Annotated in this window: 7 protein-coding genes; 5 read left to right on the top strand and 2 right to left on the bottom strand. The window is 64.3% G+C overall.

Features of this window, described 5'->3' with window-relative positions; all coding sequences use genetic code 11:
* Nucleotides 1–469 (bottom strand): hypothetical protein (locus P1X16_RS31205; protein ID WP_277236714.1); only part of this gene is annotated, 469 nt, incomplete at its 3' end.
* 686 nt (nt 470–1155) lie between these two features.
* On the opposite strand from P1X16_RS31205, the gene P1X16_RS31200 reads away from it, so the two are divergent.
* A complete protein-coding gene (locus tag P1X16_RS31200; RefSeq protein WP_277236712.1) occupies nt 1156–4200 on the top strand; it encodes a PAS domain-containing protein in 3045 nt (1014 codons plus the stop codon).
* A 28-nt stretch (nt 4201–4228) separates the two neighbouring features.
* Nucleotides 4229–4642, top strand: coding sequence for a response regulator (locus tag P1X16_RS31195; protein ID WP_277236710.1), 414 nt, complete (start codon nt 4229–4231; stop codon nt 4640–4642).
* A 346-nt stretch (nt 4643–4988) separates the two neighbouring features.
* On the opposite strand, the gene P1X16_RS31190 is transcribed toward P1X16_RS31195, so the two are convergent.
* Nucleotides 4989–6338 carry a vanadium-dependent haloperoxidase gene (locus P1X16_RS31190; RefSeq protein ID WP_277236708.1) on the bottom strand — a complete coding sequence of 450 codons (1350 nt, stop codon included), beginning with the start codon at nt 6336–6338 and terminating at the stop codon, nt 4989–4991.
* 434 nt (nt 6339–6772) lie between these two features.
* Between P1X16_RS31190 and P1X16_RS31185 the strand changes: the two genes are divergently transcribed.
* The 3 genes from P1X16_RS31185 to P1X16_RS31175 all read left to right on the top strand — a co-directional run bounded on the left by P1X16_RS31185 (nt 6773) and on the right by P1X16_RS31175 (nt 11535).
* Nucleotides 6773–9076: a PAS domain S-box protein gene (locus P1X16_RS31185; RefSeq protein ID WP_277236706.1), complete on the top strand. Its 2304-nt coding sequence runs from the start codon at nt 6773–6775 to the stop codon at nt 9074–9076.
* A gap of 502 nt (nt 9077–9578) precedes the next feature.
* Entirely contained in the window at nt 9579–10457 is an 879-nt protein-coding gene (locus P1X16_RS31180; protein ID WP_277236705.1) for an SDR family NAD(P)-dependent oxidoreductase, read from the top strand.
* 148 nt (nt 10458–10605) lie between these two features.
* Nucleotides 10606–11535: an AraC family transcriptional regulator gene (locus tag P1X16_RS31175; RefSeq protein ID WP_277236703.1), complete on the top strand. Its 930-nt coding sequence runs from the start codon at nt 10606–10608 to the stop codon at nt 11533–11535.
* Nucleotides 11536–11978 lie beyond the last annotated feature (443 nt).

The following is an 11978-nucleotide window of genomic DNA, read 5'->3' as shown; positions in this document are numbered from 1 at the left end:
GTTGCCGCTCGGCCTCGGCGCGGGCGGCCTGCTCGGGGGCCTGGCTTTCGCGCAGGGCAATTTCTACCGGCGAGCGGGGCTGGTCGGCCGTGTCGGTGAAGCTGACGAGCAGGCCGTTGCCGGCGCGGCGGGCCGCCAGGCAGTAGTAGTTGTCGTAGCCGTCGGCCTGGTAGTTGATGTTGTACTGGCGGGGCTCGCCCGACTCAAAGGCCTCGACGTGAAACTGGAAGGTGCCGTGGGCGATGCTGTGGGGCCACTGCTGGTTGTGCGTCCGGGTGGGCACCTCGGGCATGGCCATCATGCGCTGGGCGGCCGGGTTGAGGTACTCGAAGGTGAAATCGACGATGGTACCGGAGCCGGCCGGGTCGTAGCGGGGCGTGTAGAAGATGATGCCGGTGAGGGAAACGGCCAGCAGTTCCCGCAACAACACAGATTCGGGCGCAAGGGCAGCAGCAGCAGCAGGAAGCATAAGCGAAGACAGCGGAGGGAATAGCCAACAGCCGGAGCGGACGTAGCCCTCCGTTAGTAGCCAAAGGTACACGCCACCAACCAAGTATCGCGAGGCCGGGTGGCTTTGGCCTTAGGCAGAGAGCGGTGGCAGCGAAGCTTGTTCGGCCGTACGCGTTACCGACGGGCGCGGGCGGGGACGCTCCCGCCGTATAAGGGGGTTCGGCGCTGGCGGGCTACCGGTCGTACCTGGGGCGGCGGCGGCCTCGTTGCTTGGCCAGCTGCTCTTGGCCGTGGACGTGACCGAGCGGGCTCGCCGCCACCCTACCAGGCTTCGGGATGCGCGGCCTGTATAACTATGGCCAGACGTACCCGAGCGAGCCCACCCGGATCGGCCCCGCGCGACGGGACTTTCACCTACCAGGCGAACCGGGAAAGCAAGCCCGTGAAGGGTACGGAGAGGGGATTTTACTTAGATTAAGCGCCTAATTGAAAATGCCGGGGCTTCCGTTACCGTTACCCGTACGCCGACCATTGGCTCTCCCTTTACCGTGACGTTTCCTACCTAAAACACTTTCCAAGGCGGGCGAAGACAAACGGGCTGCTACCGCGCCATCTTTTTGGCAACTACCCGCCGGTCCGCTTTTCCTGCCCGCTGTTCTATCCCGTTGCTCTCGTTCTGGCGGTGGCGGTCCTGTTCCGCTACCGATGTCTGCTACCGCCTCTCCCGAGTTTACGCCCGTATTTGCGCCCGATCCGTTGCTGCACGACCTGCTGGCCGTCTCCCTGACGGCTATCAATTTGCTGCGCCCCTGCTACAGCCCTACTGGTGAGCTGGACGATTTCGCTCCCGAGTATTTCAACCCGGCCGCCCAGCGCATGACGGGGCTGCCCGAGCGGCCCGGCGGCACGGCCCGCACGCTGTTCCCCGACATCTTCCAGAACGGCATCTTCGCCTTTTACCGGCAGGTGTTTGCAACCGGCAAGCCCGGCGAATTTGAGCTTTATTACCAGGCCGACGGCCTCGATAATTACTTCCGCATCGCGGCCCGTCGCAGCGGTGAGCGGCTGCTGGTTAGCTTCACCGACACGGCCGACCAGCCCCGCACCGCCGCCGAAAACGCCTTGCGCGACAGCCAAGCGACTGAGCAGCAGGCCCGGGCCACCGCCGAACAACAGCGCAACGAGTTGGCGTACGTCGTGGCCCGGGCCCCCGTGGCCATGGGCCTGCTGCGGGGGCCGGACTTTCTCATCGAGCTGGCCAATACCCGTATGGGCCAGCTCTGGGGCCGGCCCGTGGAACAGCTCCTGGGCCGGCCGCACTTCGAGGCGCTCCCAGATTTAGCCGGGCAGGGCTTCGAGCAGGTGTTGCACGACGTGCTCACGACGGGGCGGGCGTATGAGCAATGGGAGCAGCCCATCCAGATTGCCCAGCCAGGGCAGCTCTACCAGGCCTATTTGAACATTGCGTATCTACCGGAGTATGATGCCAGTGGCCAGCCTACCGGTGTTCTGATTTATGCCACCGACGTGACCGAGCAAGTACGCACCCGTCACCAGGTGCAGACCCTCAACGAGGAGTTGGCCGCCCTCAACGAAGAGCTACGCGCCAGCAACAAGGAGTACCAGCAGGCCAACGCTGTCCTGAGCCAAACCCAGCAGCAACTGGAAGCCGCCCGCGCGGAAGCCGAAGCCGAGCGTCAGCGCTTGTACCAGGTGCTCATGCGCATGCCCGCTAACATTGCCCTGCTGCGGGGTCCCGAACACGTCTACGACCTGGTAAACGCCGAATACGAGCACCTGTTTCCGGCGCGTACTACGCTGGGCCGTTCCATTCGCGACGTGATTCCTGAACTCGATGGCCAGGGCTTCTACGAACTCCTTGACCGGGTGTACGAAACGGGGGAGCCCTTTTACCAAGCCGAAACCGAAGCCTGGGCCGACTACGCCGGTACCGGCACGCCCCAGCGCCGCTACTACCGCACCACGTTCGAGCCCATCCGCAATGCGCAGGGGCAGGTGACGGAGGTGCTTAATTTTGCCGTGGACATCACGGCTCAGGTGGAGGCCCGCCAGCAGGTCGAGCAGCTCAATCAGGAGTTGGAAGCGCGCGTGCAGGCGCGCACCCAGGAGGCCCTGGCCCTGCAAGCCGAGCTGCTGGCCGCCGCCCAGCGGCAGGTGCAGACGCGCGAGGCCGTTTATCAGGTGTTCGAGCAAACCACGGTGGCCGTGGCCCTGCTGCGCGGCCCCCACCACCGCTACGAGTACGTCAATCCCGCGTACCGGGGCTTCGCGCCCCACCGCCCGCTCGTGGGGGGTACCATCGCGGAAGAACTGCCCGAACTCTACGCCCAAGGCTTCGGCGCCCTCCTGGACCAGGTCTACCAGACGGGCGAAACCTACGTGGGCGTGGAACTGCCCTTCACGCCGGCCCCGCGGCTGGGCGAGGCCCCCCGCACGTCGTACTTCAACTTTACTTACCAGGCCTACTATGAGGCAGGCCAGATGATCGGGGTCACCATCATTGCCCTCGATGTGACGGAGCAGGTGCTGGCCCGCCAGGAGCGCGAAACCCAGCGCCAGCAGCTCGAGCAGCTGTTCAGGCAAGCGCCCACGCCCATCGTCATCCTCGACGGCCCCGACTTGGTGTTCCAATTGGTGAACCCGGCCTATCAGCGCATCTTTCCGGGGCGCGCCTTGGCCGACAAGCCGCTGCTGGAAGCCCTGCCCGAACTGGTGGGCACGCCCATCCCCGACCTGTTCCGGCGCGTGTACCAAACCGGCGAGCCGGTCACGGTGCAGGAGCTCCCCCTGTGGATGGCCCGTCACGAGGGGCACGCCCCCGAGGAAATCTACTGGACCTTCACCTACCAGGCCCGCCGCACGGCCCACGGCCTTATCGACGGCGTGCGCGTGTTCGCCCACGATGTCACCGAGCAGGTCCGCACCCGCCAGCGCATACACGAGCTCAACGAGGAACTGGCGGCTGCCAACCAAGAGTTAGCGGCCATCAACGAAGAGCTGACGGCCACCAACGAAGAGCTCAACGACTCCAACACCCAGCTGCAGCGCACCAACGTGGACCTGGACACGTTCGTCTACACGGCCTCGCACGACCTGAAAGCCCCCATCACCAACATCGAAAGCATTACCTTGGCGTTGCGCAGCACCCTGCCGCCCGCCGTGCAGCAGGACGAGGTGGTCCAGCACCTGCTCGGCCTGCTCGACACCACGGTGGCGCGCTTTCAGTTTACCATTGGCCAGCTCACCGATATCTCGCGCCTGCAGCTGGCCCACGCCGGCCCGGCCGAACCAGTGCAGCTGGCGCAAGTGGTGGAGAACGTACGCCTGGACTTGGTACCGGCTATGGCGGCGGCCGGCACGCAGCTCACGATTGAAGTGGCCCCCGAGCTAGTCGTCTCGTTCTCGCCGGCCAATCTGCGCAGCATCGTCTACAACCTGCTTAGCAACGCCATCAAGTACCGCGCCCCCGACCGGCCCTCGCAGGTGCGGGTACGGGCCGAGCAGATGGGGGCCACCGTCGTGCTTACCGTGCAGGACAATGGCCTGGGCATGAGCGAGCTGCAACAGCGCCAGCTGTTTGGGTTGTTCCAGCGCCTGCACACCCACGTGGAGGGCACCGGTGTGGGCCTCTACATCAGCAAACGCCTGGTCGAGAATGCCGGGGGTACGATTACGGTGCAGAGCCGAGTCGATGCGGGCACTACCTTCACCGTTACCTTTCCGGCCTAAACACGCTAAACACGCCCTTTGCCTTGCTATGCCTGCCTTAACCAGTGTGCTGCTGGTCGATGACGACCCCACCACCAACTACCTCAACACGCTCCTGCTCACGCGCATGGGCGTGACCGAACAGGTGCTCGTGGCCGAAAACGGCGAGCAGGCCCTGCGTACGCTCGTGCAAACCTGCACGGCCGACAAGACATCCTGCCCGCGCCTCATTCTGCTGGACATGAACATGCCCGTGCTCAACGGGCTGGCTTTTCTGGAAACCTACGTGCAGCTGCCGCTCGCGCAGCAGCAAGCCATTGTCATCGTCCTGCTTACTTCCTCGCTGCACCCCGTGGACTTGGCGCGGGCCCAGCAGCTGCCCATTGCCGGCTTTCTGAACAAGCCCCTAACCAAGGAAAAGGTCACCGCTTTGCTTCAGCAGCACTTCCCTGTGGCCGAGTAGCTTTCTCCTCACCGCACTACGCGACCTTAGTTGGTGTTGCCCACCGCACGTGCCTAGACTGGCACGCCGAACCAGACGTGGGCACGAGCGGGGGCGCTTCCGGTAAGCGGGTTCGGCCGCCCCGGGCGGCCCCGCGCCGGGTATGAGCTAGGGGCCAAGGGTTGCGTTCCGGCAACGATAAGTCTGCGTGAAGACGTTGCCCGCAGAATCCCGCTCCCGGGTTGCCCTCGCTACGCGTGAGGCAGCCGGCAACCCGAACACGCGAGCCACGGCGCAGATTAGTTGGGCGCCGAACAGCGGACGCAATACTGTGGGCCATCTGACAGGGCGTAGGTGCGCGGCCGGCTCAGCGGGGACGTAAGGTCAGGTTGGCAATTTTATTGCCGAGTTCCTTGCCCATGGCCACCGAAACGACCTGGGTGAACGGGTAGTGCAGCCCCGCGTACACCCGGGAATACGCCGCCTCTTCCAGCATAACCGAAATGGAAGCATACGTGCGGGGGGCTACGCCTCGCCAGGCATACGCGTTGTCGGTGACCGGCAGGTCGCCGCACTCCCGGATCAGCACCTGCATAACGGGCGCGGCTATCCCAACCAACCCGGAGGGGTACTCCGGGTACGGAGGAGTAGGTAAGTACGCTTGCCAGGCAGGATCGATATGCCGTTGGATGTAGGTGACGGGCCGCAGCAGATTATACTCGTACTTGGCGCGGAACGTGACGATCGGTCCGTCCTTCATCGCAATGCCGGTTTTGGCATACACTTCCGCGGCTTCGGCCAGCTGTGCCCGCTTGCCTTCCAATAGGCCCGTAATAATCGACAGGGTATGGTAGGGGGCGGGAACACCGACGCCCGCTCCCCCCGCATCCGCCCACCAGGTGGCAATGGCTTGTTGCTCGGGGGTCAAGGCCTTGCCCACCGCGTACACGGTGTGGGCTTGCTGATAGAAGGCGGAGGCCGGATCTTCGGCATAGGCCAGGGGCAGGGGGGGCGCGGTAGCCGTTAAGCTGGACGCCAAAAAAGGCCGGGAGTTTTTCAGGTAAGGTCCTTGCGGGGCGGCAAACGCCGGGGGGGTGGGCACCCAGGAGCCGGGAAAAACCGGCAACACGTAGCCCTGGCTGCCGAGGCTGAAATTATCGGTGGTGGACCAGAGGTAAATGGCTTGGGCCACGGCGCGCCCGTAGGCTTGCGAACGGGCAACCGTAGCGGCGGAGGCGCTTTGTTGAAACCGGCGAGTATAGGCCGTTTCCAACGAGTCAATCCGGGCTATATCCGCCGCGCTTAGCCCCCCGAGCAACTGCTTGAACAAACTAGCCAGGGCCGCATTGGCGCTCGCCCCCCAGACATACTCGCGGTTGCGTTCGGGTACCGGCATGGCGGGCATCTGGTAGAGCTGGGGCGACAAACTGCGGGCGCCTTTCAAACCCGGCCGCACCGCCTCATACAGGCCGACGCCGATGTAGCCGAAATTGCGGTTGTTTAAGAGAATCACCGGCTGCGGGGAAACTCGTAGTTGCGTCCGGGCGACGAGTTTGTACCAGTCGTAAACAACGGTGGCCCGTTCCGGCGGGGATGGGGTTCCCGCCGGAAACAGGTGCTCGAACCAGTCGTCGCACCCAGAGAACAGCAAAGCGGCAAGCAAGAGCCCCAGCAGCGAGGCTTTTTTCGGAAGGGTTTCGAGCGCGCGTAGTAGCATGGCAACAAAGGAGAAAACACGTGGGAGGAAACGAGTAGGCCCCGTAGCGGCCGGCGGGGCGCAGCAAAAAGGGCCCTGCTCCCCGCGCCACCCCGGCCAGCGTCCGCCCGCCGCCCGGCAGCTCTCCTGCTGGGGCGGGCAACTAAGCCAAAAGAGTAGAAAGCGGCCGGGAGCAGCGTTACGCCGAAGCGGAGCGAAAAAACATCCGCCGACAGCAGGGGATTCACGAACACAACGAGGCCCCGCTGGGAAACTCGTTACCGGGCGCCGATACAGGTACCCCACTAATATATAGTATTTACACTATATAACAAACCTGGTAGCCCCGCCAATTCGGGTTCCTTGGGTTGGTGCCGGATATAACGCGCCTAGTGCCATTTCGCTGGCGGGGCGTTCGTGCGTACCTTGGACCCGTACCTGCCCCCCGCTCTGCTGTGCCTGCTCCCCTCGCTTCCCATCCGCCCCTGCCCCCGGCTGTCCCCGAGCCCGCTTTGTATCAGGTGTTCGAGCAGAGCCCGGCCGCCATGTGCTTGCTGCGCGGCCCACAACATGCCTTGGCCTACTACAACCCCGCCTATCAGGCCCTGTTTCCGGGCCGCGACATGCGCGGCCAGCTGCTGGCTCAGGTGCAGCCCGAGGCCGTTGCTAGCGGCTTTGTGGCCTTGCTAGACCAGGTGTACCAGAGCGGAGAGCCGTACGAGGGGGTGGAAATGCCGTTGGCCATTGACCCACGCGACGGTCGCCCGGCCCAGCTACAGTACTTCAACTTCACCTACAACGCCTTTCGGGAGGAAGGGCGCATTACGGGCGTAACCGTATTTGCCTACGTGGTCACCGAGCAGGTGCTCAGTCGGCGCGCGGCCGAGCAGCAGCGCCAGTTGCTGTACCAGCTCTACCAGGAAGCCCCCGTACCCATTGCCGTGCTCGCCGGTCCTACGTGGGTGTACCAGCTGGTCAATCCAGCCTACCAACGCGTGTTTCCCGGCCGGGCCCTGCTGGGCAGACCCCTGCTCGAGGCCTTGCCCGAGGTGGCCGACTCGCCCATGCCCGCTATTCTGGCCGAGGTGTACCGCACCGGGCACGCCTACTCCAGTCAGGACATGCCCCTGAACCTGGCTCGCCACGATGGCGCGGCGCCGGAAATCATCTACGGAACTTTCACCTGCCAGGCCCGCCGCAACGACCAGGGCGAAGTGGACGGGCTCGTGTTCTTCGCCACCGACGTAACGGAGCAGGTGCGCATGCGCCAGCAGGTTCAGCAAAGCGAAACCCGCTTCCGCCGCTTGGCCGAAACCAGCCCCTTGGTGGTATGGGAAGCCGATGCGGCGGGCAATACCACCTACCTGAGCCCGAACTGGGACCAGTTTGGCTACACGGGTACCGACCTCGGCACCGGCTGGCTGCAGGCCGTGCACCCCGACGACCAATCGCCGATGCTGCAGGCCTGGCACGCGGCCGTGCGCAGCGGCCAGCCGTTTGCGGCCGAGCTGCGCCTGCGCGTGGCCGCAACCGGCGCGTACCGCTGGCATCTGGACCGGGCGGTGCCCGTGCGGGACGAGGCCGGGCAGGTGGTGCAATGGGTGGGCGCGGCCATCGACATTCACGAGCTCAAGCATCTGCAGCACACCTTGCTCGAGAGCGAGCAGTACTTCCGCAGCATGGCCGACCACGTGCCGGCCATGCTGTGGGTAACCAACCCGGCCGGCGCGTGCACCTACCTCAACCGGCCATGGTACGAGCTCACCGGGCAAACGGAAGCCGAAGCCTTAGGATACGGCTGGCTGCAGGCGGTGCACCCCGAGGATGCCGCCGCCACGGCGGCGGCCTTCCGCGCCGCCAACGACCGACAGGAGCCGTTCCGGGTAGTCTACCGGCTGCGGAACACCGCCGGGGACTACCGCTGGGCCATTGACGCGGCCACCCCCCGCTTTGACGCGGCGGGCACTTATGCCGGCTTGGTGGGCGTGGTACTGGACGTGCACGAGCAGCAAGTGGCCGAGCAAGCCTTGCAGCAGCTCACCGCGCAGCTGCAGGCCACCAACCAGCAGCTGGTGCGCAGCAACGTGGACCTCGACAACTTCGTGTATGCCGCTTCCCACGACCTGAAACAGCCCGTGCATAACCTGGACGGGCTGCTCGACGAGCTGCTGCGTAGTGTGCAGGGAATGAACCCCGCCGAGGAGCAGCTCCTGCTGCCCCTGATCCGGCAGGCCTTGCAGCAGCTCAATGGCACCATCGACGAACTGGCCGCCCTCGGGCAGGCCCAGCAAACCGGTACTGGGCCGGTTGAGACCGTGGCGCTGGCGGAGATAACGGCGGAAGTGCTGCGCACCTTGGCGCCCCAGGTGCAGGTTGCCCGCGCCCGCATCAGCACCGACTTTGCGGCTCGTCCCGCCGTGTCCTTCCCCCGCGCCAACCTGCGGACGGTGCTGTTCAACCTGCTCAGCAACGCCCTGAAATTCGCTGACCCGGACCGCCCGGCGCGCATTTACCTCGCCGTGCAGGTGGCGGACGAGCAGCCGGTGCTGGTGGTGCAAGACAATGGCTTAGGCTTCGATGCCCAGAAGTACGGTCAGGAAATGTTTCACTTGTTTCGCCGCTTGCACGGGCACACGCCTGGGTCAGGGGTGGGCTTGTACTTGGTCAACCGCATCGTGCAAGCCCACGGCGGCCGGATCGAGGTAGAGAGCCAGGAAGGCCAGGGAGCGACCTTCCGCGTCTGGTTGGGACGGGTCTAGCCTTGCAGCAGCGCTAGCACTGCCTTCGTACGAGTGACCCAAGAGCCTTGCTCCAGGATTATCCCTAAGCGGTGTTCGCACCGGTACAGAGCCGTTTCTGCCAAGTAGAGTAGTTTCTGCCCGGTATTGTTAAGCAAACGGGCTTTTTACAAAGCGTTTCTCCTGATAACCATTCCTTACCCCGGGAATTGATTCGCCAGAAAGTTAACTGTCGAAACCGCTAGCGCACGTCAGCGGGCGAGAGGGCAGCGCGACAATTCCATGGCGTCCTTGTGGTTCCACTTAGTCAGGTCCAACAATTTGGTCTTGTCAGCCTGAATGAAGGTGGTAGTAGCAACTGGTTTACTTATGCCAGGACCAGACCCGACCGGACTAGGCAGTCACAGAGGCGCGCCAGCTAGCGAGCATGCCCGTTTTGCCTACATAATTCCTCGATTAGCCTACAATGCGCGCACTCGTTGCCGGCAACCTTTGCCTTGTACTCAACCCAATCAATTTCCTCATGGCACAAGAACAAGCAGCCGGCAATGGCATGGCCCCCACACCGGGCAAAGTATGGTTTATTACGGGTGCCTCGCGCGGTTTCGGCCGTATCTGGACCGAGGCCGCATTGCAACGGGGCGACCAAGTAGCGGCCACGGCCCGCTCGCTCGACAGTCTGACCGACCTCCAGGCCACCTACGGGGCCAGCGTGCTGCCCTTGGCCATGGATGTGACCCAGCCCGACCAAGTGGCAGCGGCCGTCGCGCAGGCGCACGCCCACTTCGGGCGGCTCGACGTGGTGCTCAACAACGCCGGCTACTCGCTGGTGGGCACGATTGAGGAAGCGCCCGCGGCCGACGTGCGGGCCCTCTACGAAACCAACATTTTCGGTACGCTGGCCGTCCTCCAGGCCGCGCTGCCCCTGCTGCGGGCCCAGGGCCACGGGCACATCGTCGGCATTTCGAGCGGGCTGGGGCTGGTGAGCCTGCCCGTAATTGGCTACTACTGTTCCTCGAAGTGGGCCTTTGAGGCGATTCACGAAAGCCTAGCCACCGAAATAAAGCCTTTCGGCCTGCGCGTAACCATCGTCGAGCCGGGGGCGTACGCCACCGAGTTTGGCAGCGACCAGTCGCTGAGACTAGCCCCCGGCCTGGACGTGTACGCCGATTTCCGCGCCGGCTTCCTGGAGCGCCTGAAAGGCGGCGAAGGCGGCGACCCCCGCGCCACGCCCCCCGCCCTGTTTGCCGTCGTGGACGCGGCCGAGCCGCCGTTGCGCTTGTTTCTGGGCAGCCAGAACCTGCCTTGGGTGCGGGGCGTCTACGCCGAGCGGCTCGCCACCTGGGAGCAGTGGGCCCCGGTAGCGGACGCGGCCCAAGGCGCTACCAGGGCGTCTCACTAGCCAGCCGGCCGGCTCCTTCCGCTTCCTGGTGGGGGCGGCCGGCCGCATTGGGCAATACCGCCCTACCCGAAACTTCTTCCTACCTTACTTGTCGGCCCCCCGCCGCACGAGGCGCTACGTCTCGCCGTTGGGGGCTTTCGGCATCGCCATGAAAAAATCAACCACCCTCCCGCCCCGCTTTAGCTCCCTGGCCGCCGCGCACCAGGCGCTGGGTTTGCCCCAGCCGCAGCACCCGCTCATTAGCTTGGTTGATGCAACCGTTCACCCGGTGAAGCAGGCGGCAGACGGGCCGCACGTGCTGAGCTTTTATAAAATTGCCCTCAAAACCGGGCGCGCGGGCCAGCTCGCTTACGGCCAAGGCCACTACGACTTCACGGAGGGCAGCCTCCTGCTGGCCGCCCCTAATCAACTCATCGGCAGCGTACCGGGGGAAGAGTCCGGCTGCCAGCGGGGCACGGTGCTGCTGGTGCACCCGGACTTTCTACTGGGCTACCCGCTGGCGAAAACCATTAAGCAGCACGGCTTCTTTACCTACGCCACCAACGAAGCGCTGCACCTTTCCGACAAGGAAAAGGCTACCATCGAGACCCTTTTTGGCACTATGGCCGAGGAGCTAAGCAACCCGCTCGATGCGCTGAGCCAGGAAGTGTTGCTGGCCCAGCTCGACTTACTGCTGACCTACGCGCAGCGCTTCTACCAGCGGCAGTTCCTCACCCGGCGCCCGGCCAATCGCGTGCTGCTGCAGCAGGTCGATGAACTACTGGACGCCTATTTTGAGGCCCAAAAGCCGCTCGTGCAGGGCCTGCCCACGGTCCACTACCTAGCGGAGCACGTGAACCTGACCCCGAGTTACCTCAGCGATATGCTCCGCTCGCTCACCGGGCAGAATGCCCAGCAGCACATCCACCACCGGCTTATTGAGCGGGCCAAGGAGCGCCTTGCGGTTTCCAGCCTGTCGGTGGGCGAGATTGCCTACGAGTTGGGGTTCGAGCACACCCAGTCGTTCAGTCAGCTGTTTAAAGCCAAAACGAACACGACTCCCCTCTCCTTCCGGCGTTCCTTTACCGGCCGACAGTAGCCAGCAAGGGGGAAGCGGCGGCGGCTCCGGAAGGAGGCCAGCGCAGTTATACCGCGAGCAATCCTGCGGTTGAGAAGAGAAAGGACGGGCCGCTTTCGATGGGGCGCAAACTAGTGCAACGCCGTTGGGGAGTTGCCGCACCGGTTTGACACGGCTGATATACACGATAGTGGCGCGTGCGAAGCAACGATTCCAGTTGCCGATGGACTCCCTTACCAAGGTGGCAGTTTCCACACGAAAATTCGCGGCGGGTAGCCAACGGCACCTTGAGCTTTCTACGCAAACAGTCTGAGTCCGCAGCCGCCGATCTTTGTGCGGTTAAGTGTAACCGGGAAAACGTATGAAAACGGAGCCAGCGCCCCTCTTTACGCCGCCGGGCATCATCTATTCGCGGTATGCGAGCCGCCACATCGAGACGGACCAGTGCGTGGCCGTGCATGGCC

The sequence above is a fragment of the Hymenobacter sp. YC55 genome (assembly GCF_029433095.1).
GTDB lineage: Bacteria > Bacteroidota > Bacteroidia > Cytophagales > Hymenobacteraceae > Hymenobacter.
The sequence above is the reverse complement of the archived record's forward strand: the minus strand, read 5'-3'. Positions and strand labels throughout refer to the sequence as shown.